Source organism: Paractinoplanes globisporus DSM 43857 (assembly GCF_000379645.1).
Classification (GTDB): domain Bacteria; phylum Actinomycetota; class Actinomycetes; order Mycobacteriales; family Micromonosporaceae; genus Actinoplanes; species Actinoplanes globisporus.
The window spans coordinates 46,557-69,077 of sequence record NZ_KB903315.1; the positions used below are offsets into that span (position 1 = coordinate 46,557).

At 72.5% G+C, this 22,521-nt stretch carries 24 protein-coding genes; 7 read left to right on the top strand and 17 right to left on the bottom strand.

The window, feature by feature from the left end; all coding sequences use genetic code 11:
* Positions 1-2 precede the first annotated feature (2 nt).
* Positions 3-629, bottom strand: coding sequence for a class I SAM-dependent methyltransferase (locus A3CQ_RS0128865; protein ID WP_020514435.1), 627 nt, complete (start codon positions 627-629; stop codon positions 3-5).
* A gap of 23 nt (positions 630-652) precedes the next feature.
* Positions 653-1,762, bottom strand: a complete 1,110-nt coding sequence (locus tag A3CQ_RS0128870) for a citrate synthase 2 (protein ID WP_026206312.1) — start codon at positions 1,760-1,762, stop codon at positions 653-655.
* A gap of 67 nt (positions 1,763-1,829) precedes the next feature.
* Here A3CQ_RS0128870 and A3CQ_RS0128875 point away from each other — a divergent pair, with 67 nt between their 5' ends.
* Positions 1,830-3,140 (top strand): citrate synthase family protein, encoded by a 1,311-nt coding sequence (locus tag A3CQ_RS0128875; RefSeq protein ID WP_020514437.1) that lies wholly within the window; start codon positions 1,830-1,832, stop codon positions 3,138-3,140.
* 114 nt (positions 3,141-3,254) lie between these two features.
* On the opposite strand, the gene A3CQ_RS0128880 is transcribed toward A3CQ_RS0128875, so the two are convergent.
* Positions 3,255-3,458: a hypothetical protein gene (locus A3CQ_RS0128880; RefSeq protein WP_020514438.1), complete on the bottom strand. Its 204-nt coding sequence runs from the start codon at positions 3,456-3,458 to the stop codon at positions 3,255-3,257.
* Positions 3,459-3,533: 75 nt separating this feature from the next.
* On the opposite strand from A3CQ_RS0128880, the gene A3CQ_RS0128885 reads away from it, so the two are divergent.
* Entirely contained in the window at positions 3,534-4,148 is a 615-nt protein-coding gene (locus A3CQ_RS0128885; protein WP_020514439.1) for a class I SAM-dependent methyltransferase, read from the top strand.
* Here the strand turns inward: A3CQ_RS0128885 and A3CQ_RS0128890 are convergent.
* From A3CQ_RS0128890 to A3CQ_RS0128940, 11 genes are all read right to left on the bottom strand, one after another.
* Positions 4,145-4,693: a MerR family transcriptional regulator gene (locus A3CQ_RS0128890; protein WP_020514440.1), complete on the bottom strand. Its 549-nt coding sequence runs from the start codon at positions 4,691-4,693 to the stop codon at positions 4,145-4,147. The genes A3CQ_RS0128885 and A3CQ_RS0128890 overlap by 4 nt on opposite strands.
* A gap of 116 nt (positions 4,694-4,809) precedes the next feature.
* Entirely contained in the window at positions 4,810-5,274 is a 465-nt protein-coding gene (locus tag A3CQ_RS0128895) for a bifunctional nuclease family protein (RefSeq protein WP_020514441.1), read from the bottom strand.
* Between the two features lie 97 nt (positions 5,275-5,371).
* The gene (gene ftsR, locus A3CQ_RS0128900) at positions 5,372-6,040 is read right to left on the bottom strand and encodes a transcriptional regulator FtsR (protein WP_026206313.1); all 669 of its coding nucleotides are present in this window, start codon (positions 6,038-6,040) and stop codon (positions 5,372-5,374) included.
* A gap of 71 nt (positions 6,041-6,111) precedes the next feature.
* Positions 6,112-6,555 carry an oxoglutarate dehydrogenase inhibitor Odhl gene (gene odhI, locus A3CQ_RS0128905; protein WP_020514443.1) on the bottom strand — a complete coding sequence of 148 codons (444 nt, stop codon included), beginning with the start codon at positions 6,553-6,555 and terminating at the stop codon, positions 6,112-6,114.
* Positions 6,556-6,753: 198 nt separating this feature from the next.
* Positions 6,754-7,134: a glycine cleavage system protein GcvH gene (gene gcvH, locus A3CQ_RS0128910; protein ID WP_020514444.1), complete on the bottom strand. Its 381-nt coding sequence runs from the start codon at positions 7,132-7,134 to the stop codon at positions 6,754-6,756.
* A gap of 33 nt (positions 7,135-7,167) precedes the next feature.
* Positions 7,168-8,187, bottom strand: coding sequence for a DUF881 domain-containing protein (locus A3CQ_RS0128915; protein ID WP_020514445.1), 1,020 nt, complete (start codon positions 8,185-8,187; stop codon positions 7,168-7,170).
* Between the two features lie 3 nt (positions 8,188-8,190).
* Positions 8,191-8,523: a small basic family protein gene (locus A3CQ_RS0128920; protein ID WP_020514446.1), complete on the bottom strand. Its 333-nt coding sequence runs from the start codon at positions 8,521-8,523 to the stop codon at positions 8,191-8,193.
* Positions 8,520-9,401 carry a DUF881 domain-containing protein gene (locus tag A3CQ_RS0128925; RefSeq protein WP_020514447.1) on the bottom strand — a complete coding sequence of 294 codons (882 nt, stop codon included), beginning with the start codon at positions 9,399-9,401 and terminating at the stop codon, positions 8,520-8,522. The genes A3CQ_RS0128920 and A3CQ_RS0128925 overlap by 4 nt, the downstream gene beginning before the upstream one ends.
* Complete coding sequence (gene clsA, locus A3CQ_RS0128930; protein WP_020514448.1) at positions 9,398-10,021, bottom strand: cardiolipin synthase ClsA; 624 nt, start codon at positions 10,019-10,021, stop codon at positions 9,398-9,400. Before clsA ends, A3CQ_RS0128925 begins: the two co-directional genes overlap by 4 nt.
* A gap of 138 nt (positions 10,022-10,159) precedes the next feature.
* Complete coding sequence (locus tag A3CQ_RS0128935) at positions 10,160-12,109, bottom strand: VWA domain-containing protein (protein ID WP_020514449.1); 1,950 nt, start codon at positions 12,107-12,109, stop codon at positions 10,160-10,162.
* A 1-nt stretch (position 12,110) separates the two neighbouring features.
* Positions 12,111-13,535 carry a sigma 54-interacting transcriptional regulator gene (locus tag A3CQ_RS0128940; protein WP_020514450.1) on the bottom strand — a complete coding sequence of 475 codons (1,425 nt, stop codon included), beginning with the start codon at positions 13,533-13,535 and terminating at the stop codon, positions 12,111-12,113.
* Between the two features lie 76 nt (positions 13,536-13,611).
* Between A3CQ_RS0128940 and A3CQ_RS0128945 the strand changes: the two genes are divergently transcribed.
* The 3 genes from A3CQ_RS0128945 to A3CQ_RS0128955 all read left to right on the top strand — a co-directional run bounded on the left by A3CQ_RS0128945 (position 13,612) and on the right by A3CQ_RS0128955 (position 16,822).
* Positions 13,612-14,430, top strand: a complete 819-nt coding sequence (locus A3CQ_RS0128945; protein WP_020514451.1) for a PhzF family phenazine biosynthesis protein — start codon at positions 13,612-13,614, stop codon at positions 14,428-14,430.
* 30 nt (positions 14,431-14,460) lie between these two features.
* Positions 14,461-16,092, top strand: a complete 1,632-nt coding sequence (locus tag A3CQ_RS0128950; protein ID WP_020514452.1) for an ABC-F family ATP-binding cassette domain-containing protein — start codon at positions 14,461-14,463, stop codon at positions 16,090-16,092.
* Positions 16,093-16,207: 115 nt separating this feature from the next.
* Positions 16,208-16,822: a DUF4352 domain-containing protein gene (locus A3CQ_RS0128955; RefSeq protein WP_063713618.1), complete on the top strand. Its 615-nt coding sequence runs from the start codon at positions 16,208-16,210 to the stop codon at positions 16,820-16,822.
* Here the strand turns inward: A3CQ_RS0128955 and A3CQ_RS0128960 are convergent.
* A complete protein-coding gene (locus A3CQ_RS0128960; protein WP_020514454.1) occupies positions 16,803-17,741 on the bottom strand; it encodes an AraC family transcriptional regulator in 939 nt (312 codons plus the stop codon). The genes A3CQ_RS0128955 and A3CQ_RS0128960 overlap by 20 nt on opposite strands.
* 59 nt (positions 17,742-17,800) lie before the next feature.
* Here A3CQ_RS0128960 and A3CQ_RS0128965 point away from each other — a divergent pair, with 59 nt between their 5' ends.
* Positions 17,801-18,709, top strand: a complete 909-nt coding sequence (locus A3CQ_RS0128965; protein ID WP_020514455.1) for an SDR family NAD(P)-dependent oxidoreductase — start codon at positions 17,801-17,803, stop codon at positions 18,707-18,709.
* On the opposite strand, the gene A3CQ_RS0128970 is transcribed toward A3CQ_RS0128965, so the two are convergent.
* Positions 18,693-20,321, bottom strand: a complete 1,629-nt coding sequence (locus tag A3CQ_RS0128970; protein ID WP_040433137.1) for a glycoside hydrolase family 10-like protein — start codon at positions 20,319-20,321, stop codon at positions 18,693-18,695. The two genes, A3CQ_RS0128965 and A3CQ_RS0128970, sit on opposite strands and share 17 nt — an antisense overlap.
* Positions 20,322-20,377: 56 nt before the next feature.
* On the opposite strand from A3CQ_RS0128970, the gene A3CQ_RS0128975 reads away from it, so the two are divergent.
* Complete coding sequence (locus tag A3CQ_RS0128975) at positions 20,378-21,238, top strand: NAD(P)/FAD-dependent oxidoreductase (protein ID WP_020514457.1); 861 nt, start codon at positions 20,378-20,380, stop codon at positions 21,236-21,238.
* Here the strand turns inward: A3CQ_RS0128975 and glgA are convergent.
* On the bottom strand, positions 21,220-22,407 hold the full coding sequence (gene glgA, locus A3CQ_RS0128980) for a glycogen synthase (protein WP_020514458.1): 1,188 nt from the start codon (positions 22,405-22,407) through the stop codon (positions 21,220-21,222). The two genes, A3CQ_RS0128975 and glgA, sit on opposite strands and share 19 nt — an antisense overlap.
* Positions 22,408-22,521 lie beyond the last annotated feature (114 nt).

A 22,521-nucleotide genomic window follows, 5' to 3' on the forward strand; every position in this document is an offset into this window, starting at 1 on the left:
TTTCACCCCGGGGCGCGGGCGATCACGTGGAAGACGTGCCAGTGCTTGGTGCCGCCGAAGGCCGGGCCGTCGGCGTCCTCCTCGGTCAAGCGGTGCAGGTCGAGGCCGTCGACCAGGCCGCGGACGGCCGGCTCGGCGAGGAACGTCTCGCCGGGCGTGCCGGCCCACTCGTCGCGGTCGCCCAGGAGGGTGACCGCGAGCCAGGCGCCGGGGCGCAGGCTTTCGCGGATCAGCGGCCACAACCGGGCGAAGTCGTCCGGTGCCAGGTACTGCAGCGAGTATCCGGAGTAGACGAGGCCGGCGGGCGGCAGGCGGTCCAGGGTGGCCAGATCGGCCACCTCGATGGTGAGCCGGCCGCCGCCCAGGGTCGCGGCGAGATCCTCGGCATGGTCGGTGACGGTGGCCAGGACCCGCTCGGGAGTGCCGGGCGCCGAGTCGATCGCGTGGACCCGCCAGCCGGCGTGCAGCAGGGCGCGCGTCTCGACCCCGGCGCCGCAGCCGAGGTCGATCGCGGTACGGCCCTCACCCGGGCCGGCCAGCGCGATGACCTCGCCGCAGAGCTCGCGCACGGCCCGCCCGGCCTGCGCGTCGTTGTAGTCGGCCCAGTGCCGCGCGTCTCTCCCGGTCACATCCGACGATCATGCCGTACGCGTCAGGCGTTGCGCTTCACCGCGTCCTCCCAGGCGGGCAGCGACGACGCCGGCCGCAGCGCCGGGCCCACGTAGTCGGCCGACGGGCGGATGAGTTTCCCGAGGCGCTTCTGCTCGAGGATGTGCGCGCTCCAGCCGGCCGTGCGCGCGCAGGTGAACAGGGCAGACAGCAGCTCCGGCGGGACCTGGGCGAAGTCGAGGACGACCGCCGCCCAGAACTCGACGTTCGTCTCCAGCACCCGGTCGGGCTTGCGCTCGCGCAGCTCGGCCAGGGCCGCCTTCTCCAGCTCCAGCGCCACCTCGTACCGCGGGGCACCCAGCTCGCGCGCGGCCTCGCGCAGGATCGCGGCCCTCGGGTCCTCCGCGCGGTACACGGCGTGGCCGAAGCCCATCAGGCGCCGGCCCGAGTCCAAGACCCCTTTCACGTACGCCCGCGGCTCGGCGCCACGCTCGACGTCCTCGATCATCCCGAGCGCGCGGGCCGGAGCGCCCCCGTGCAGCGGTCCGGACAGCGCCGCCACCGCCGCCGACATGCAGGCCGGGACATCGGCCCCGGTGCTGGCCACCACGCGGGCGGTGAAGGTCGAAGCGTTCATGCCGTGCTCGGCCGCGCAGATCCAGTACCGGTCGATCGCCGCCACGTGCCGCGGGTCGGGCTCGCCCTGCCACCGGATCATGAAACGCTCGGTCGTGGTGCGCCCCTGGTCGACCCGCCGCTGCGGCACGGCCGGCAGGCGCGGCCCGCGAGCCGACTGGGCGACGTAGGACAGCATCATCACCGACACCCGGGCCAGGTCGTCCCGCGCCTGGTCGTGGTCGATGTCGATCAGCGGCCGCAGTCCCCAGTGCGGGGCGAGCATGGAGACCGCCGCCTGCACGTCCACCCGGCTGTCGCCGGAGTGCACGGGCACCGGGTACGGCTCGGCGGGCGGCAGAGCCTGCGCGAAGTCCCCGTCGGCGAGCAGCCCCCACACGTCGGCGAAGCTCACGCGCCCCGCCAGTTCACGGATGTCCACGCCGCGGTAGCGAAGCGACCCACCGTCGCGGTCGGGCTCGGCGATCTCGGTATCGAACGCGACGACACCGGCCAATCCTGGGTTGACAGTCAACATGACTCCACGATCGGATCGGTCAACATTGACGTCAACATTGATTCAGTCAACATGAGAGCATGTCCACATGCCCCGGGAACCGCATCTGCTGACCACCGGCGAGGTCGCCGCCCGCCTCGGCGTCAAACCCGCGACCGTGTACGCCTACGTCAGTCGAGGCCTGCTCACGAGCATCCGGAACGCCGACGGTAAGGGCAGCCTCTTCGCGAAGCCGGAGGTGGACGCGTTCGTGGCGGGACGGCAGCGCACCACCACGCCCGGCATCCAGACCGGCATCACGCTGATCCGCGACGGGGGCCTGTACTACCGCGGCCGGGACGCGGTGCGGCTGGCGGGCACGGCCACGTTCGAGGCGGTGGCGACCCTGCTCTGGACGGGCGACCTGGAGCACGTCGACCTGGTCGCCAAGCCGGAGCTGACCGCCCTGGCCGCCGAGACCATCCGCCCGCTGCCCGCCGACGCCCGCACCACCGACCGCCTTCGCGTGATCGTCGCCGCCGCGGCCGCCGCCGACCCCCTGCGCTTCGACACCAGCCCGGCGGCGGTCGTTGCCACCGGCCGCACCCTGCTGGCGGCGATGGTGGCCGCCCTCCCCCACGCCGGCCCCGACGGGCCGGACGGAGACACGCCAGGCGCGGACGGGCGGGCGGGCGACACGCCGGGGCCGGATGGGCCGGGCAGCGACGGGCCGGGACCCGATGGGGACGGGCGAGTCGGGAACGGGCCGTATGGGGACGGGCCGGGTGGGGACGGGCTGGCTGGGATGCTCTGGAGCCGGCTGACCGCGCGCGAACCCCGCGGCGACGACCACCGGGTGCTGAACGCGGCCCTGATCCTGCTGGCCGACCACGACATCGCCGCCTCCACGCTCGCCGCCCGCATCGCCGCCTCGACCCGGGCGCACCCCTACGCCGTGGTCGGCGCCGGCCTGGCGGTCCTCGACGGGCCCTACCACGGCGCGGCGAGCGGCCTCGCCCACGCCCTGCTCAGCGATGCGATGGCCAGCCGGGACCCGGTGTCCACGATCGCCGGCCGGTTGCGCACGGACGGGCTGGTCCCCGGCTTCGGCCACCCGCTCTACCCGGACGGCGACCCCCGCGCCACGGCGCTGCTGGCGATGCTGGCCGACGGCCCGGTGCTCGACACGGCCAACCGCGTGGCCGAAGCGGTCAAGACCCGGTCGGGCACTCACCCCAATGTCGATTTCGCGCTGGCGGCCCTCACCCTGCACTACGACATGCCGCCGGACGCGGGCGAGGCGATCTTCGCGGTGGCGCGGACGGCCGGGTGGCTGGCGCACGCGCTGGAGGAGTACGCGAGCCGGCCCAGTCGCTTCCGGCCCGTGGGGCAGTACTCGGGCCGTGCCCCGGCCCGGTGAGGAGCTCGAGTTGCAGCTCAGCCCGGAAGCGGCGGCAAAGGGCCGGGACGGCACCCGGCCGGCCGTGTCGACCGGGCGCCTCACGCGACCCCCGTACGGGCAAAGGAAGAAGTCTCAGAGCAAGGGTCGATCGCCCGTGCCGACGATGCGGAACGGGACCGTGCGCTCGAGCAGGCGTGGCTCCTGCGTCTCGGCGCCGCAGAGGACCACGACCGGCTGGCGGGGCAGGCCGGAGGCGGCGTCCGGGACCCAGCCGATCACGAGCCAGGTCTGGTTGCCGGGCTCGGTGATGTAGAGCGGGTAGTGCTGCGGGATCACAGTGCCGAGGCTACGCCGTTTGCCGTTCCGGCAAGGTTGTTCGCCGAATCCACCGGCAGGCCGCATGCTGGGCGCATGAGTGACGAGCAAGCATGGGACGCCCGGTATTCGGAGAGCCACCGCATCTGGAGCGGCAACCCGAACGTGGAGCTGGTGACGGAGATCGAGGGCGTGACGCCGGGGCGGGCGCTGGATCTGGGCTGCGGTGAGGGCGCGGACGCGGTGTGGCTGGCGCGGCAGGGATGGCGGGTGACCGCGGTGGACATCTCGGGCGTGGCGCTGGAGCGGGCGGCCGAGCACGCGAAGGACGCGGGAGTCGAGATCGACTTCCAGCGGCACGATCTCGAGGAGACGTTCCCGGCCGGCGAGTTCGACCTGATCTCGGCGCAGTTCCTGCACTTCTGGGAGGAGTTCGACCGGGAGAAGATCCTGCGCCGGGCGGCCGACACGGTGGCGCCGGGCGGCATCCTGCTGATCGAGGGGCACATGGATCACGGGCCGTTCCGGCACGAGGGGCACGACGGCCGGGCCGTCCACTTCCCCACGCCCGACGAGGTCGTGGCGGCGCTCGCGCTGGGCGACGGCTGGGAGGTCCTCAAGGCCGAGGTTCACCCCCGGCAGCAGAAGGGGCCGGACGGTGACGATCACACCCGGACGGACAGCACGGTGAAACTGCGGCGCAAGGCCTAACCGGCGCGGCGCCGGGCCCGGCGGGCCGCCAGCTCATCCCCCGCGGGCGGCGAGGCCGGCTCGCCGACCGGCTGCGGGACGCCGGCGGGCTCGGCGGGCAGGTGCGACAGCGAGCCCTGGATCTCCTTGAAGGCGCCGCCGATCGCGATGCCGAAGACGCCCTGGCCGCCCTGGAGGAGATCGACGACCTCCTCCGGCGAGCGGCACTCGTAGACCGTCGTGCCGTCGGAGATCAGCGTGATGCCGGCCAGGTCGTCGACGCCGCGGGAACGCAGGGTCTCGATGGCGCGGCGGATGTTCTGCAGGGAGACGCCGGCGTCGAGCAGGCGCTTCACGACCTTGAGAACGACCAGGTCGCGGAAGGAGTACAGCCGTTGGGTGCCGGAGCCGGACGCGTCCCGGATGCTCGGGACGACGAGCGTCGTGCGTGCCCAGTAGTCGAGCTGGCGGTAGCTGATGCCGACCGCCTGGCAGGCCGTCACCCCGCGGTAACCGACCGACCCGTCCTCGCCGACGAGTGGGCCCTCTAACGGCTGCTCGTGCACGCGACTACCTCCCCGCTGCGCGGTGCCGCTTCACCTGGACTTCACGAGCGTATATCTCAGCGACGCTTTGAACAGTGAGGTAACCGGGCGACACGCCGCGTACGGGCGAAGCCGATCTATCCGGCGAAGTCCTCGGGGCGGACCTGGTCGAGGAACTCGCGGAACTTCTCGACCTCGTCCTCCTGCTCGTCGGGGATGACGATGCCGGCCTCGGTGAGAACCTGGTCGGCGCAGCGGATCGGCGCGCCCACCCGCAGGGCGAGCGCGATCGAGTCGCTGGGCCGGGCCGAGACGCGAAGGTCCTCCCCGATCAGCAGATCGGCGTAGAAGACGTTGTCCTTCAGCTCGGTGATCTCCACCGCCCGCAGCGGCGCCTGCAGGGCCGCCAGAATGTCCCGCAGCAGGTCATGGGTCAGCGGACGGGCCGGTTTCACACCCTGCTGCTCGTACGCGATCGCCGTCGCCTCCACGGCGCCGATCCAGATCGGCAGGTACCGATCACCGTCGACCTCCCGCAGCAGGACGATCGGCTGGTTGCTCGGCAGCTCCACCCGAACCCCGACCACGCTCAGCTCGCGCACCGCCCGCCTCCGTGTCGTTGTCCATGCCGCTTCGCACGGCCCCCCTTAACCTGCACGGTACACGCCTCTCGTCCGGATCCCACGGGTGCCGAACCGGTCAGCGGCCGAGCTCTCCCCGCAATCCGGCCCGGACCAGGGCGGCGTGCAATTTCTGCGAAAGAGCCTGCAACTCGCGCGCCGTCTCGTTGGCCCGGGCCCGCGCGGCCGGGTCGCTCTGGCGTACCAGCGGCGCGAGCAACTGCGTGAACAGGCCGACCTCGCGATCGGCCGCGGCCCGGAACGCCCGCAGGTGGCGCACCTCCAGGCCGTACCTGGTCAGGCCCACGACGGCCTCGACGATGATCACTGCGTCGCCGTCGTACCAGCCGGGCGGTTTCGCGGTGACGAGGCCGATCTTCTCCAGCTCGTCGAGCATCTCCCCGGAGATGCCCGTGCGCTCCATCACATCGTCGCGCGGAGTGCGGGCATCGGCCGGATCCGCGGCCTTGTCCGAGCCGACCGCCACGAGGGCGGGCCGGGCCGGCGCGGCGGGCTCGGTGTCCAGCCGGTCGAGCTGCTCGCGGATCACCCGCAGAGGGAGGTACTGATCGCGCTGGGCGGTCAGCACGAACCGCAGCCGCGCCACGTCGTTCCACGAGTACTTCCGGTACCCGGAGGCGGTGCGCTGGGGATCGACCAGCCCTTCCGCCTCCAGGAACCGCAGCTTGGAGATGGTGGTGTCGGGGAACTCGGTGCGCAGGTGGGCCAGCACCTCCCCGATGCTCATCAGCACAGCCTCGCGCCCGGCCGCGGGGCGATGCCCCGGGTCGCGTGCGGCCGCCCCCGACGGATTCACGATCAGGCCTCGCCCTCCGGCCGGGGGCCGGCGATGAACACCAGGCGGAACTTGCCGATCTGCACCTCGTCCCCGTTGCTCAGCGTCGCCGCTTCGACCCGCTCACGGTTCACGTACGTACCGTTGAGCGAGCCGACATCGCGGACGGTGAAGGTGCCACCGTCGCGGTGGAACTCGGCGTGCCGGCGGGACACGGTCACGTCGTCCAGGAAGATGTCGCTGTCGGGGTGCCGCCCACTGGTGGTGACGTCGTGGTCGAGCAGGAAGCGGGCCCCCGCGTTCGGGCCGCGTCGCACGACCAGCAGCGCCATCCCCGGCGGGAGCGAGCCGGACATCCGGCTGGGCACCACGTCGGTGTCGGGACCCTCCAGCACCTCATCGAGCGCACCGAGGTTCAGCGTGGACGTGACGTCGAGCGGGGGGAACTCGTCGTCTGGGCGCGTCATCGGACCACCTCACGGATCAGTTGGTCGTCGCCAGGCGGCACGGGCCAAAGAGACAAGCTCAGTCTTCCCCCGCCGCGGCCGTCAGGCCCGGACGCACGACTATCGGTTTTCCATTGCGTAGAACAGCGTTTTCTTTGCCCCGCGAGCCTAGTCAGCGGCAATATCGCGGGGCAACCGGACGCGCGGGATAAAAGGAGGTCAGCTCTCGGTCAATGCTTGATATCCGGCCGCGTCGAGAAGGCCGCCGATCGCCGAGGGGTCGTCCGGCGCGATCTCGACGAGCCAGCCGGCCGCGTAGGGCTCGGCGTTGATCAGCTCAGGCTCGTCGACGAGGGAGGCGTTCCGGGACACCACGGTGCCGCTGATCGGCGCGTAGATCTCCGAGACGCTCTTGGTCGACTCGATCTCGCCGAGCGAGTCGCCCTCCGCCACCTTGGTGCCCTCCTCGGGCAGCTGCACGAAGACGATGTCGCCGAGCGCGTCCTGCGCGAAGTGGGTGATCCCCACCCGCACGGGCCCGCTGCCGTCACCGGACACCCACTCGTGTTCGCGCGTGTACCGCAGGTCCTCAGGAATCACGCCATCTCTCCCGTTGTCGCGTAACCGGTTCCGTCAGGATGCCGGCTTGGCGTACTGCAATGCCGTCGCCTGGCGCACCGCGGTCACCTCGACCGTGGCGCGCTGTTCCATCGTCACGCTACCGCCGCCGCTGTTCACCGACGCGACCACCCCACCGGGGATCTGCAACGCGGTCTGCATGGTCTGCGGGGAGCCGATCACGGACAGCAGGTACGGCCCGGTCAGCCGGGCGCCGTCGACGATGATGCCGCCACCCTCCGCGTCGACGAAATAGCTGGCGGCGACGATCCGCACGGTCTGCCCGTTCGCCCCGGCGATCTGCATCACCTCACCGCCGGCGCCCCGCAACTCCTGCACGGCGTTGAGGATCGCGGACGCCTTCACCTTGTCCATCGTGATCACCAGGCCCGGCCCGCGTCCCGGCAGCGTGCCCGCCAGCAGCCCCAGCTCGTCGGCGCGCTTGTCGGCCTCGGCCTGAGCCGCCTGCCGGCCGGCCACCCCGGAGGTGAGCTGCCGCTGGCTGGTCTCGAGGGCGCTGATCTCGCTCTGCAGGCGGCTGTCGCGGGCCTCGAGGTCGCTGAGGATCCGCACCAGGTCTTCCTGGCGGGCGGTCGCGAGGCCCTGGTCGCCGTCGTTGCTGCGCAGCTGCACCACGAGCGTGAAGCCGAACAGCGCGAGCAGGACACAGATCAGGGCGCCCGCCGACGAGAGCCTCCGCCAGGGCGCCGGCTTGGTGGGTGGTTCCTCTTCCTTTTCCCGTACGGAGGGAGCACCGGTCTCCGGAGTCACCCGTTCGGGGTCGTCCCCGGTTTCTTCGGCGGGCGGGCTGAGCCGCGTCGTCTCCTCGTCGTCCGCGGGCTCCTCGTCGTCCGCGGGCGCCGGCGGTTCCGGCTCGGGGGCGAGCGCGGCGCCGGGTGCGGGACGCACGTACCGCACGGCGACCGGCGCGCTCCCGGGCGAGGCCGGAACCTCGGCGGCGGGCGTGACCACCGTGGGTTCCTCGTCGGCGGCGGGTGGGCGGCGTCCGGCGGTGGGCAGATCGTGGTCAGTCACGGGTCACGCCCGGAAGAGGTGGCGGCGGATGGCCGCGACGTTGCCGAAGATCCGCACGCCGAGGACCACCACCACGCCGGTGGAGAGCTGCCCGCCCACGCCGAGCTGGTCGCCGAGGTAGACGATCAGGGCGGCGACCAGGACGTTGGAGATGAACGAGACGACGAACTGCTTGTCGTCGAAGATCCCGTCGAGCTTGGCGCGGACCCCGCCGAACACGGCGTCGAGCGCGGCGACCACGGCGATCGGCAGGTAGGGCTGCAGTGCGGCCGGCACGGTCGGGTGGAACACGATGCCCAGCGCGACTCCGGCGACGAGGGCAAGTACGGCGATCATCGGCCGCCTTCCGAGGGAGAACTGCTTACCGAGGCACTGGTCGAGGGCGCGAGGGAGGGTTCGGCCACCCGTAGCTTCAGCTCCGTCGCGGCCGGCAGCGTCACGTCGTGCGCGTCGGACGCCTCGAACGACATGCCGTACTTCGCGGCGAGCTCCTTGAAGAACCGGCCCGCGTAGCCGTCGCGGAAGTCCTTCGCCAAATCGTCCGGCCCGATCGCGATCACCTCGTACGGCGACGTGACCGGCTGGAAGTCGACCAGCACCGCCTCGCCGGCCTGGCGGATCGTCGACGTCGCGGTGAGCCGCTGCCCGTTGATCGTGATCGCCTCGGCGCCGAGCGACCAGAGCGCGTTGGTGGCCAGCTGCAGGTCGGTGTCCTTGACCTGGGCGACCGTGTTGCGCTCACCGGTGACCGCGTTGATCGGGGTGGGCCCGTCGGCGACCTTGATCTTCGCGCCGTCGCCCTTGACCGGGGCGAGCCCGGTGGCCGCCTCCAGGTCGCGCAGCCGCGCCACGGTGGCCCCGCCGAGCTCGCGCTCGCGCAGCTGGGACACCTCGTCGCCGAGCTTGTCGGCCTGGCTCTGCAGCTGGTCGGTCTGGTCGCGGCGGCTCTGCACCTGCTCGATCAGCGCGGCGCGGGCCTTGGTGCGGGCCGGCTCGTCGGCGACGGTCTGCTGGTAGGCGACGACGAACAGGAAGCCGAGCGCGACCAGGGTGACCAGCGAGATGCCGCTGCTCGCCCACCGCCGGGCGCCGGTCGGGCCGCCCTCGACGGCCTTGCGGGCGGCGGCGTCGGCGTAGCCGGGGTCGAGCGGGTTGCGGAACAGCTCGGTGAGGAAGTCCGGGGCGAAGACCCTTTTGGGCTGTTCGTCCGTCATCCGGCGGCCTCGGTGACCGGTCTGCCGGCGTTCTTGTCGGCCCGCAGCAGCTGCGCGGTCTGGGTCAGGTAGAGCGCCGCGGCCGCCCAGTACAGGCCCAGCGCCCACCAGGCCAGGCCCCAGCCGATCGGGGTGAGCCAGGACGAGGCCGAGTCGACCGCCTGCGCCAGCAGGATCACCGGGAACGCGGCCAGCAGCACGAACGTGCCGGTCTTGCCGACGTAGTGCACCGGCGGCGGGCCGTACCCGTGGCGGCGCAGCACCAGCAGGGCGACGGCGAGGACCGCCTCGCGCAGCAGCAGGGCGCCGGTCAGCCACCACGGCACCACGCCCCGGATGGTGAACCCGATCAGCGTGGCGAGGATGTAGAGCCGGTCGGCGAACGGGTCGAGCAGCTCGCCCAGGCGGCTCACCGAGTTCATCCGGCGGGCCACGAAGCCGTCGACCCAGTCGGTGGTGCCACCGATCGCCAGCACGATCACGGCGGCGACGTCCTTCTCGGGCCCGAGCAGCAGGTAGAGGAAGAGCGGCACGCCGAGCAGCCGGACGAAGCTGATCACATTGGGAATCGTCCAGATCCGGTTGGAGGCGACGGCGGACGGCGCAGGCTGCTGCGACATCGCGACTTCCTCTCCCCCTCCGGCACGGCTGTCCCGACCAGCCGTGACCGGTCACTCGCCCGGCAACTATAACCAGCCCCGAGGTTCGATCCCGTCACCAGTCGCGTGACGCACACCGTGTCCGCCGTCCTAGGACCCTCAGTGGCGGCCCCGGCGCGCCCGGACGTAGTCGTCGACGACGTATCTGCCCAGCTCGGCGGCGTCCGGGCTGAAGACGCGGCCGCCGTTGCGCTCGGCCACCGCGCCGACGAACCGCTGCAGGCCCGGGTCCTCGCCGAGCATGAAGAAGTTCAGCGTGGCGCCGAACCTGGTCAGGTGGTCGACCTCGCGGATCGTGGCGCGGATCGTCTCGGGCAGCGGCGGCCACCAGAACAGCGACTCGCCGTCCTCGAGGTGCGCGGTCGGCTCCCCGTCCGTGACGATCATGACAACCGGCTCCGAGCCCGGGTGCCGGCGCAGGTGGCGGCCCGCGAGGTTGAGGGCGTGCTGCAGGTTGGTGCCCTTCTCGGCGGTCGGGTCGATCGCGGCGAGCTGGCCCTGGGAGAGCACCGAGGCGTACTTGCCGAAGCCGATGATCTGCAGAGAGTCCTGCGGGAACTGGGTGGCGACCAGGTGCGACAGCGCGAGCGCGGTCTGTTTCATCGGCCCCCAGCGGCCGTCGGCGAACATCGAGTAGGACAGGTCGACGCAGAGCGCCACGGCGGCCGAGGCGCGCCGTTCGGTCTCGGCGACCTCGAAGTCGTCCGGTTCGAGCCGCACCGGGAGTGTCGCGGTGCCCGTCCCGGCGCGGCGGCGCACCGCGTTGCCGATCGTGCGCACCACGTCGAGCGGCTGCTCGTCGCCGAACTCCCAGCGCCGGGACGAGCCGATCAGGTCACCGGCCGCGCCGGCGTCGCGCAGGTCGTGCTGGCCCTGCCGCTTGCTCTTGAGCTCGTCGAAGACCTGGGCCAGGGCGGTGCGGCCGAGCCGGCGCAGCGCCTTCGGCGAGAGCGTCAGGCCCTCCTCGTCGCGGGTCACCCAGCCCTGCCGGGTCAATTCCCGCTCGAGGTCGCGCAGGCGGCGCACGTCGTCGGCCGCGGACCGGCCGAGCTGCCGCTCGACCATCTCGACGTCGATGTCGTCGAGGGTGGCGCCCGGGTGTTCCTGGCCGAGCTGGCCGAGCAACTCGTCCAGATCGCCGATCTCGCCGAGGGCGGCGGCCGCGTCGCCGTAGCCGAGGTCCTCGGGGCCGCGCATCCGCTCGCCGCGTCCCCAGTTCAGCTGGGGGCGCAGGGCCCGCAAGTTGTCGGTGAGCTCGGCGAGCTGCCCGCGCAGGGGGCCGTCGCCGAGCGCCTGCTCCATCAGCCGGGACAGCTCCTCCTGCTGCTGGGGGCTGAGCGAGCGCATCAGCCGCTCGGCCGCCGCGGCCTGCCGGGCCAGGGAGTCGATCAGCTCCTCGATGTTCTGCGGGTTCTCCGGGAAGAACTGGCCGTGCTTGTCCATGAACCGCTGGAAGGCGTCGTCCGTGTTCTCCCCGCGGGCGTGCCGCTGGAGCAGGTCGTTGAGGTCGGCGACCATCTCGGAGACGCCGTCGAAGTTGCCGTTCTCCAGCGCCTGTTTCATCCCGGCGAACCGCTGCTCGACGACCTCGCGCCGCAGCCCGTCGAGGATCTGCTGGTAGAGCGCGCGTGCCTCGTCGGAGGCCCAGTCGTACTCCGCCAGTTCCTGCACGGCGCGGGAGGTCGACCGGGGCAGGTTGTCGAGCATGGCCTCGTTGAAGCGGGCGGTGTCGTCGTCGCGCCGGCCCAGCTCGTCGCGCTCGGCCGCCACCGCCTGGTCGAGCAGCTGCTGCGCCCGCGTCACCGCGCCGTCGAGGTTGCCCCGCCGCAGCGCCTCGCGTCGCATCCGCCGGGCCCGGGACCGCAGCTCGTCGAGCCCGCGGCCGTCCCGCGGCCCGCGGCGCACGAGGTCGCGCAGCACGTCCCGCAGGGAGTCGCCCTCCAGGACCCGCTCCCCCACCTCGTCGACGGCCGCCCGCACGTCGTAGGGGGGCGCGAGCGGGTCGGGCCCGTCGCGCCAGGCCCCGTATCGGAACCGATTGCCCGCCATGTCAGCTCCCGTACAGCGTGCGTCCGTCGTCGGTCAGCTCCTTGGCCAGCCGGCGCGTCAGATGCAGCCCCTCCAGCACGAACTCCACCCCCGAGGCGGCCTGGCCCGGGGACGGCGCGTCGCCCAGTCCGAGCCGGTCGAGCACCTTGGCCAGGCCCGGCACCGTCCCGATCTGGCCCAGCAGTTCCTCGGCCGAGACCAGCTCGCCGGTCTCGATGATCGCGCCCTCGGCGACCAGGTCGGTGAACCCGGACAGGTCGAGCCCGCCCAGCCGGTCGCGGAACGTCTCGGCCGTGGCCACCCGCAGCAGGTGGGCGAGGACCTCGGTCTCGCGACCCTCCTCGCCGCTCTCGAACTCGACCTTGCCGCGCAGCGTCGAGGTGACCGAGGCCGTGTCGCCGATGCGCGCCACCGCTTCCCGCTCGCCGCGCAGGCCGGCCCGGCGCAGCGCGGAAGCGGCCACCGTCTCGGCGGCCGCGATCGCGAACCGCGCCGAGATGCCGGAGCGCGCGTCGACGGCCGGCGACTCGCGGACCGCTCGCGTGTACCGTGCGATCACGTCGACCAGGTGGTCGGGCACGGCGGCGACCAGGGCCGCTTCCTGCCGGACCAGCTCGGTCTCGAGCGCGAGGTCGACCGGGTAGTGCGTGCGGATCTCGGCGCCGAACCGGTCTTTCAGCGGGGTGATGATGCGCCCGCGGTTGGTGTAGTCCTCCGGGTTGGCCGAGGCGACCAGCAGCAGGTCGAGCGGCAGCCGCAGCTGGTAGCCGCGCACCTGGATGTCGCGCTCCTCCAGCACGTTGAGCAGGGACACCTGGATGCGCTCGGCCAGGTCGGGCAGCTCGTTGACCGCGAAGATGCCCCGGTTGGTGCGCGGCACGAGTCCGAAATGGATCGTCTCGGGGTCGCCCAGCGCGCGGCCCTCGGCCACCTTGATCGGGTCGACGTCACCGATCAGGTCGCCCACGCTCGTGTCGGGCGTGGCGAGTTTCTCCCCGTACCGCTCGGAGCGGTGCAGCCAGGAGATCGGCAGCAGGTCGCCCGTCTCGTCGGCGAGCCGGCGGGTGGCCGGGGTGATCGGCAGGTAGGGGTGCTCGTGCAGCTCGGACCCGGTGATGAACGGGGTCCACTCGTCGAGCAGGCCGACCAGCCCGCGGATCAGCCGGGTCTTGCCCTGACCGCGCTCGCCCAGCAGCACCATGTCGTGCCCCGCGAGCAGCGCCCGCTCCACCTCGGGCAGCACGGTGTCGTCAAAGCCGACGATGCCGGGGAACCGCGGCGCGCCCGTGCGCAGCCGATCGAGCAGGTTGTCGCGGAGTTCCTCTTTCACCGTGCGGAACTCGTGGCCCGAGGCCCGCAGCTCGCCGAGCGTGCGCGGGAGATCGGCGGGAGGGTTGGGCGTGATCGCGAGAGGTGCGTCTGTCACGGAAGAAAAGCTACTCCCCGGGTGTGACGGGAAAGTGTGATCGTGGTGGCATCGATCCCGGGAATAGGCTCGCGCCATGACGGAGATTCTGCGGCTGGCGGCGTTCAGCGACGATCCGGCGGGCGGCAACCCGGCGGGCGTGGTGCTCGACGCGTCCGGCCTGAGCGACGAGCGGATGCTCGCGATCGCGGCCGAGGTCGGGTACTCGGAAACCGCGTTCATCGTCTCCCGCGACGGCGGGAAGTACCGGGTTCGCTACTTCAGCCCGCTCATCGAGGTGCCGTTCTGCGGGCATGCCACGGTGGCCACGGCGGTCGCCCTCGGGCCGGGTTCGCACGTCTTCGTCACCAACGCCGGCGAGGTGCCGGTCAGCGTCGACGACGAAGGGGTGGCCACGCTGACGAGCGTCGACCCGCGTGTCTACGACCTGGACGACGCGGAGCTGACGGCGCTGCTGGCGGCGCTGCGGTGGAGCCAGTTCGACCTCGACGAGTCGCTGCCCCCGAAGGTCGCGTACGCCGGGGCGTACCACCCGATCGTGGCGGCGGCGAGCCGGAAGCGGCTCGCGGAGCTCGACTACGACGAGGCCGCCCTCAAGGCGCTCATGGAGACGCGCGGGTGGACCACGATCCAGCTGGTGTTCCGGGCCGCCGACGACACGTTCGACGTCCGCGACCCGTTCCCGGTCGGCGGCGTCTACGAGGACCCGGCCACGGGCGCGGCGGCCGCGGCGCTGGGTGGTTACCTGCGCGAGCTGTGGATCGTGCCGGACGAGGCGACGTTGCACCTGCGCCAGGGCGACGACCTGGGACGCCCCAGCCGCATCACCGTCCGCCTCGTGCCGGGATCGGACGGGGTCCGGGTCAGCGGGCGGGCGGTGCCGATCGAGGGCTGACCCGGGCGCCTGCCTAGGATTGCGGGCGAGATGAGCGCGACGATGATTGGCCGCGGGCTGGCGGCGGGGCACGGGGACCGCGTTCTGTTCTCGGGGCTCGACCTCGTGGTCGCCCCCGGGGACGTGATCGGGCTCGTGGGTGCCAACGGTGCGGGAAAGACGACCCTCCTGCGTACGCTGGCCGGACTCGTGCCCCGGGAAAGCGGGACCGTCACGCTCAGCCCGCCCACCGCCAACGTCGGATATCTCCCCCAGGAGCGGGAACGGCGCGCGGGCGAGACGGTGCGCGACTTCCTCTCCCGCCGCACCGGCGTCGGACCGGCCCAGCTGCGGATGGATGAAGCGGCGGCCCGGCTCGCCGACGGGAGCCCGGGCGCCGACGACGAGTACGCGGTCGCGCTCGAGAGGTGGCTCGACCTGGGCGGGGCCGACCTGGAGGAACGCGCCGCGCAGGTGGCCGGCGAGCTCGGGCTGACGATCGCGCTCGACCACGCCATGACCGGGCTCTCCGGCGGGCAGGCCGCGCGGGCCGGCATGGCGTCATTGCTGCTCAGCCGGTACGACATCTTCCTGCTGGACGAGCCGACCAACGACCTCGACCTCGACGGTCTGCAGCGGCTCGAGGAGTTCGTGGCGGGGCTGCGGGCGGGGACGGTGCTGGTCAGCCACGACCGGGAGTTCCTCGAGCGGACCGTCACCAAGGTGCTGGAGCTCGACCTCGCGCAGCAGCAGGTCAACCTGTTCGGCGGCGGCTACGCCTCGTACCTGCAGGAGCGCGAGCGCGGCCGGCGGCACGCGCGGGAGCAGTTCGAGGAGTACGCCGACAAGAAGTCCGACCTGCTCGACCGGGCCCGGATGCAGCGCGCCTGGATGGAGAAGGGCGTCAGGAACGCCCGCCGGAAGGCGCCCGACAACGACAAGATCGCGAAGGCGTACCGGACCGAGTCGACCGAGAAGCAGGCGGCCAAGGCGCGGCAGACCGAGCGGCTGATCGAGCGCCTCGAGGTGGTCGAGGAGCCCCGCAAGGAGTGGGAGCTGCGGATGGAGATCGCCGCCGCACCCCGGGCCGGCGCGGTCGTGGCCACCCTGCGCGACGCCGTGGTACGCCGGGGCGACTTCACGCTGGGCCCGGTCACGCTGCAGATCGACTGGGCCGACCGGGTGGCGATCACCGGCGCCAACGGCTCGGGCAAGTCCACGCTGCTGGCGGCCATGCTCGGCCGGATCCCGCTGGAGTCGGGCAGCGCGCGCCTCGGTCCCGGCGTGGTCGTCGGCGAGGTCGACCAGGCGCGCGGCCTGTTCCTCGGCGACGAGCCGCTGATGACGGCGTTCGGTGCGGCGGTGCCGGACTGGCCGGACGCGGACGTGCGTACGCTGCTCGCGAAGTTCGGCCTGCGCGCGGCCCACGTGCTGCGGCCCGCCGCGACCCTGTCCCCGGGCGAGCGGACCCGGGCGGCGCTGGCCCTGCTGCAGGCGCGCGGGGTGAACCTGCTGGTTCTCGACGAGCCCACCAACCATCTCGACCTGCCGGCGATCGAGCAGCTGGAGTCGGCCCTGGCGAGCTACGACGGCACGCTCCTGCTGGTCACCCACGACCGCCGCATGCTCGACGCGGTACACACCACCCGCCATCTCGAGGTCGCCGACGGCAAGGTCACGTAGACCGCTTTGTCCGATCAGGCGAAAGCCCTCGCCGATCAGGCCAAATCGGTGGCTTGTCACGGCTCGGTGACCGACAGTTAGGGGAGCGTGTCCGACCGGTCCGTGGGGTGGCCCGATGTCGCACGATCCTCGTCCTTCGCAACGCACTCGTTCGCAGCGCCCTCCGGCGCCGGGGGCGGCGCCGCTCCGGCCGCTAGTCGCGGCCCTGCTCGCGTGCGCCGCGGTGCTCGTGCTGTTCGTGGCCGGCGCGGCGGCGTCGCGCTTCGGCAAGAAGCCGGCCGCGGCCACCGCCGCCGACGCGCCCTCGACGGCCGGGCCGACCACCAAGCCGCCGCCCGGCATCGGCGACCCGGCGCGCGACGGCAAGTTCGAGTTCGTGGTCACCCGGGTGGACTGCTCCCGCACGAGCCTGGGCGTCGAGCACCTCAAGCGCACCGCGAAGGGCCGGTTCTGCATCGTCACCCTGTCGGTTCGCGACATCGGCGACGGCTCGCAGTACTTCCTGGGCCACGCGCAGAAGGCGCTCGACGCGGCCGGCGCCGCCTACGGCAACGACGAGATCGCCGGACTCTACGTCAACCGCGACAACCAGACGTTCCTGCGGCGGCTGACCCCGGGCGACCGGGTGACCGGCCAGCTCGTCTTCGACATCCCGAAAACGGCCCGGCTGACCAGTCTCGAGCTGCACGACTCGCTGCTCTCCGGCGGCGTCAAGGTCGCGCTGAAATAGCTCCGGGCACACGTCGGTACTCGCGCGGCGACACGCCCGCGACTCGCTTGAACGCCGTGCTCAGGGCACTTTCCGAGCCGTACCCGACGGCGTGCGCGATTGCCGCGAGGGTGCCGTCGCCGCGGCGCAGGCGGTCGGCGGCCAGTTCGATGCGCCACCCGGTCAGGTAGTCGAGCGGGCCCTGCCCGACGGCCTGCTTGAACCGGGCGGCCAGCGTCGAGCGGGACACCGCCGCGGCCCGGGCCAGCTCGGCGACCGTCCACGGGCGGGCCGGGTCGGCGTGCAGGGCGCGCAGCGCGGGCGCCACGACCGGGTCGGCGAGGCCGCCGAGCCACCCCGGGCCGGCCTGCGGCGCGCCGGCCAGATGCACCCGCAGGATGTGGATCAGCATGATCAGGGCGAGGTGCTCGGCGATCAGTGTGGCGGCCGGCGGGCGGTCGCGCAGCTCGGCGTCGACTTGTTCGAGCGCCCAGCGCAGGGTGGCCGCGGCCGGGGTGCCGCCGGGCACGTGCACGACCGGGGGCAGCGCGTCGAGCAGCAGCGCGCGGGCCCGGTCGCCGAAGTCGAACCGGCCGCCGAGCAGAAACACGTCGCCGCCGTCGCCGGCCCGGGCGATGCCGCCGGCCGCCGCCGCGAACACCGGGCCGGCCGGGACCGGCGGCACCCCGGGCCCACTGGCCAGCACGAAGCGGCGCGGCCGGGTGAGCAGGAAGCAGTCGCCCTCGGCGAGCGGCAGCGGCTCCTCACCCTCGATCGTGAGCAGGCACGACCCGCGGCGGATCGCGTTGAACTTCACGTACGGCGGCGGGTCGAAGTCGAGCGCCCAGGTGCCGCCCGCGACCAGGCCGACGGAGAGCCGGCTGCGGGTGCCGACGAGCGAGAGGACATCGTCGAGGGGATCAACCTGCTGGACGCTCACGCAACTATTCTGGATCGCAGACCATTCTCCGTCCAGTCCGTCAGACGCACGCTGGAGGCATGAGAATCACCACGCCTTTCACGGCGCACAGCACCGCCGCCGACGTCCTCGCCGGCATCGATCTCACCGGCCGCCGGGTGATCGTCACCGGCGGCGCGTCGGGGCTCGGCGCGGCGGCCGCCCGGGCCCTCGCCGACGCGGGCGCGGACGTCACGATCGCCACCCGGAACCCGGCCGCCACTGTTGCCGGCACCCGCACCCTGCCGCTCGACCTGGCCGATCTCAAGGACGTGCGCCGCTTCGCCGAGACCTGGGACGGTCCGGTCGACGCGCTCATCGCCAACGCCGGGATCATGGCGCTGCCGTCGCTGGAGCGGGCCGCGAACGGCTGGGAGTTGCAGCTCGCGACCAACTTCCTCGGCCACTTCGCGCTGGTCACCGGCCTGCGGGAACAGCTGCGCGGCGGCCGCGTCGTCATGGTCAGTTCCGGCGCGCAGCAGGGCGCTCCCGTCGACTTCGACGACCCACAATTCCAGCGTCGGCCGTACGACCCGTGGACCGCCTACAGCCAGTCCAAGACCGCCGACGTGCTGCTCGCCGTCGGGCTCGCCCGCCACTGGCCGGACGACGGGACCACCGCGAACGCGATGGCGCCCGGATCGATCCACACCCGCCTGCAGCGGCACCTCGACGCGGCCACCATGCGGTCGTTCGGCGCGCTGGACGACGACGGCAACCTCGTCACCCCGGACCACTTCAAGACCCCGGAGCAGGGCGCCTCGACCGAGGTGCTGCTGGCCGCCTCTCCGCTGCTGGCCGGCGTGACCGGCCGCTACTTCGGGGAGGACAACCAGGAGGCCGAGGTCGTGCCCGGCGGCGATCGGCGGCCCGGCGCGGTGGCGTCCTGGGCGGTCGACCCGGCCGCCGCCGACCGCCTGTGGGAGCTGGCCCTCACCGCGACGCGGTGAAGGCCGCGCCGATCTTGCCCTCGTTGCCGGACCGGTCGAGGCCGCTCAGGCAGTACACGGCCGAGCCGGCCGGCGGCGCCGGGTCGGCCACCTGCTGCCCGGTGCGCCCGGTCGCCACCAGCGTGGCCTTGTCGCCGCCGACCCGGTAGAGCGCCCAGCTGACCGGCTGCGGCCCGGCGCCCGGCCTGAAGTCGAAATGCCGGGCGTTGCCGGCCCGCCACTCCCGGGTCAGGGTGGGCGCGCCGGGCGGGCCGGCCGGCAGTTGCTTCATGACCGGCACGAGGGCGGGCGCGGAGTAGTGGTTCTTGCTGTACAGCGCGACCGCGCCCAGCTTGTTGCTCCGCACCGACGCGGCGCTGAAATGCACCTCGCCCTGCACGCCGGCCTGCTCGTCCATGGTCAGGTGGCGGTCGATCTCGGCGGGGTTGCTCCAGGCGCCCTTCTCCCCCACCCGGTAGTCGGCCTGCCCGATGTACAGCTGCACGCGGGTGCCCTTCACCAGCGACGTCCACCAGGGCAGCATCTTGGCGTAGTCGGCCTTCGCGAAGCCGACGTTCCAGTACAGCTGCGGCACGATGTAGTCGAGCCAGCCCTGCTGGACCCACTTGCGGGTGTCGGCGTAGATCGCGTCGTACGACTCGAGGCCGCGCGAGTCGGAGCCGGCCGGGTCGGTGGTCTTGTTGCGCCAGATGCCGAACGGGCTGATCCCGAACTTCACCCACGGCTTGAGCTGCTTGATCCGCTGGCTCATCTCGCGGACCAGGGTGTCCACATTGTCCCGCCGCCACTGCGCGCGGTTCTCCCCGTGCCCGTACTTCGCGTAGCTGGCGTCGTCGGGGAAGTCCTCCCCGTTCTGCGGGTACGGGTAGAAGAAGTCGTCGAAGTGGACGCCGTCGATGTCGTACTTCTGCACCGCCTCGAGCATCGCGTCCTCGACGAAGCGGCGGGCGTCGGGGTTGCCCGGGTCGAAGTAGAGGCGGGAGGTCTTTCCGGTCGGGTAGGCGATCGCCCACTCCCGGTGGGCGAGCAGCGGGTGGTTGGGCGCGAGCTTGGTGAAGTCGGCGCCGGGCCCGTCGGGGGCGGGCTGCGTACCGCGGAAGGGGTTGAACCAGGCGTGGAACTCGAGGTTGCGCGCGTGCGCCTCGGCGACCATGAAGGCCATCGGGTCCCATCCGGGTGACCGGCCGTCCCTCTTCCCGGTGAGCCACTCCGACCACGGAGCGTATTGGGACGGCCAGAACGCGTCGCCGCTCGGCCGCACATGCACGAAGATCGCGTTGTGGTGCTGGGCGACGGCGAGGTCGAGCCACCTCTCGTACTCCGCCTTGACCTGCGCCTCGGGCAGTCCCGGCTTGCTGGGGAAGTCGATGTTCATCACCGTGGTGAGCCACATGCCGCGCAGCTGGCGGGTCGCGCTGACCGGGACTCCGGCGCAGGTGCCGGCCGGGCCGGGCGGGGCGGTCGCGCCGGGCGCCGGGGACCAGGAGCCGCCGGCGGCGGCCGGTGGGTCGTAGGCGGCGGCGCGGAGCAGACCCAGGCCGAGGACGGCAAGAGCGAACAGCAGAGACGCCAGGGGGAGGACGAGACGGAGGGACGGACGGCGGCGGTGCATGCCCACCACTATGCCTTGCCGGGCCGGCGGTCCCGGCGGCCGTAGAGTTCTCGGACATGACCGTCGTCGTCGTGGGAGCCGGGATCGCCGGGCTGGCCTGCGCCCGTGAGCTGGTGGACGCGGGCGTGCCGGCCCGGGTGGTCGAGCGGGAGAAGCGGGTGGGCGGCCGCCTCGCGAGCGAACGGATCGGCGGGCGCTGGGTCGACACCGGCGCGGCCTACGTGACGGCGGACGATCCGGCGTTCCTCGGGCGGCTGCAGACGTGGCGGATCGACGGGCTGGCCCGGCCGTGGACCGACACGCTGCGCGGACAGGCCGGTCCGCCGACGATGCGCTGGGCGGCGCCGGGCGGGCTCAACAGTCTCGCCGCCGACCTCGCGCGCGGCCTGGAGGTGACTCTGGGTGAGACCGTTTCCGCGCTTCCGAAGGCGGACGCGGTCGTGCTGGCGATGCCCGGGCCGCAGGCGCTCGCCATCGCCGACCTGGCGGCCGCGCGCGAGCAGTCCTGGTCTCCGGTGGTGACGGCGATTCTCTCGTACGCGCAAAGGGGTTGGCGGGATTTCTCGGGGATCTTCGTGAACGACCACCCGATCCTGTCGACGGTCGTCGACGACGGCGACCGGCGCGGCGACCGGGCGCCGGTGCTGGTCGCGCACTCGACGGCGGCCTTCGCGGAGTGCCCCGACCCGGGACCGCAGATGGCCAAGGCCGTCGCCGAGCTGCTCGGCGCCGGTGACCCGGTGTCGGTGACCACCCGCCACTGGCCGTACGCGGCGCCGAAGCCCGGTCACGGAGGGTTCGCGCGGCACGGCGACGTCTACCTCTGCGGTGACGCCTTCGGCCGGCCGCGTGTCCAGACGGCCTGGCTCAGCGGGCGGGCGGCGGCGCGAGCCATACTTCAGACCACCGAGCGGTAGACCGCCATCGTGTCCTCGGCGATGCGTGACCAGCTGAAATGCTCGACCGCGCGGCGCCGCCCGGCCTTGCCCATCCGCTCGGCCCGCTCGGGATCCTCGATCAGCTTGGTCATCGCGGCGGCGAAGTCCGCGATGAACGCCTCGGGGTGAACGGGCGTGCCCGTTCCGTCGGCGACCTGCTCGATCGGCACCAGAAGGCCGGTCTCGCCGTCGGCCACGACCTCGGGGATGCCGCCGGTCGCGGTCGCCACCACCGCGGTCTCGCAGGCCATCGCCTCGAGGTTCACGATGCCCATCGGCTCGTAGATCGACGGGCAGACGAAGACCGTGGCGTGCGTGAGGATCTGGATGACCTCGGTCTTGGGCAGCATCTCCTGCACCCAGATCACGCCGTGCTCGTCGCGGACCGCGCGCAGCTCGACCGCGAGCGCCTCGACCTCGGCGGCGATCTCCGGGGTGTCGGGCGCGCCCGCGAGCAGGATGATCTGCGTCTCGGCCGGCAGGTCACGGCAGGCGCGCATCAGGTACGGCAGACCCTTCTGCCTGGTGATGCGGCCGACGAAGACGACGCTCGGGCGGCTCAGGTCGATGCCGAGCCGGTCGATCACGTCGGTGCCGCGGTCCGGCCGGTACTGCTCGGTGTCGATGCCGTTGTAGACCACCCGGATCTTCTCCGGATCCACCGACGGGTACGCGGTGAGCACGTCCCGCTTCATCCCGCCCGACACGGCGATGACGGCGTCCGCGTTCTCGATCGCGACGCGCTCGCAGAAGCTGGACAGCGCGTAGCCACCGCCGAGCTGCTCCGCCTTCCACGGGCGCAGCGGCTCGAGACTGTGCGTGGTGACCACGTGCGGGACGCCGTGCAGCAGTTTCGCGGTGTGGCCGGCGAAGTTCGCGTACCACGTGTGGCTGTGCACGATGTCGGTGCCGGCGCAGCCGTTCGCGATCGCGAGGTCGATGCCCATCGTGCGCAGGGCCGCGTTGGCTCCCTCGAGCTCGACCGGCTCGGGATAGGCGGTCACGCCGGGCTCGGTGCGCGGGCGGCCGAAGCAGTGCACCCGCACGTCAGCGAGGCGCCGCAGGTCGCGGGAGAGGTATTCCAGGTGGACGCCGGCGCCGCCGTAAACCTCCGGCGGGTACTCCCGCGAAATCAAGTCGACACGCACCCCAGGGAGCCTAGTGCCTTGGGCGGATCCGGGCGCGGCACCGTTCAAGATCGGGTAACCTGTCCTCGCTTCTTCTTGACCGGCATCCCTGTCGGCTGGCGTTCGAGCTGGCGG

Bases quoted from the DNA above. Each gene is read 5' to 3' on its own strand.
- A3CQ_RS0128955 (WP_063713618.1), top strand. From the start codon at position 16,208: ATGTCGCACGATCCTCGTCCTTCGCAACGCACTCGTTCGCAGCGCCCT.
- A3CQ_RS0128970 (WP_040433137.1), bottom strand. From the start codon at position 20,321: ATGCACCGCCGCCGTCCGTCCCTCCGTCTCGTCCTCCCCCTGGCGTCT.
- A3CQ_RS0128950 (WP_020514452.1), top strand. From the start codon at position 14,461: ATGAGCGCGACGATGATTGGCCGCGGGCTGGCGGCGGGGCACGGGGAC.
- clsA (WP_020514448.1), bottom strand. From the start codon at position 10,021: ATGTCGCAGCAGCCTGCGCCGTCCGCCGTCGCCTCCAACCGGATCTGG.
- A3CQ_RS0128870 (WP_026206312.1), bottom strand. From the start codon at position 1,762: ATGTTGACTGTCAACCCAGGATTGGCCGGTGTCGTCGCGTTCGATACC.
- A3CQ_RS0128885 (WP_020514439.1), top strand. From the start codon at position 3,534: ATGAGTGACGAGCAAGCATGGGACGCCCGGTATTCGGAGAGCCACCGC.
- A3CQ_RS0128875 (WP_020514437.1), top strand. From the start codon at position 1,830: ATGCCCCGGGAACCGCATCTGCTGACCACCGGCGAGGTCGCCGCCCGC.
- A3CQ_RS0128920 (WP_020514446.1), bottom strand. From the start codon at position 8,523: ATGATCGCCGTACTTGCCCTCGTCGCCGGAGTCGCGCTGGGCATCGTG.
- A3CQ_RS0128945 (WP_020514451.1), top strand. From the start codon at position 13,612: ATGACGGAGATTCTGCGGCTGGCGGCGTTCAGCGACGATCCGGCGGGC.
- odhI (WP_020514443.1), bottom strand. From the start codon at position 6,555: ATGACGCGCCCAGACGACGAGTTCCCCCCGCTCGACGTCACGTCCACG.
- A3CQ_RS0128935 (WP_020514449.1), bottom strand. From the start codon at position 12,109: ATGGCGGGCAATCGGTTCCGATACGGGGCCTGGCGCGACGGGCCCGAC.
- A3CQ_RS0128965 (WP_020514455.1), top strand. From the start codon at position 17,801: ATGAGAATCACCACGCCTTTCACGGCGCACAGCACCGCCGCCGACGTC.
- A3CQ_RS0128975 (WP_020514457.1), top strand. From the start codon at position 20,378: ATGACCGTCGTCGTCGTGGGAGCCGGGATCGCCGGGCTGGCCTGCGCC.
- A3CQ_RS0128925 (WP_020514447.1), bottom strand. From the start codon at position 9,401: ATGACGGACGAACAGCCCAAAAGGGTCTTCGCCCCGGACTTCCTCACC.
- ftsR (WP_026206313.1), bottom strand. From the start codon at position 6,040: ATGAGCATCGGGGAGGTGCTGGCCCACCTGCGCACCGAGTTCCCCGAC.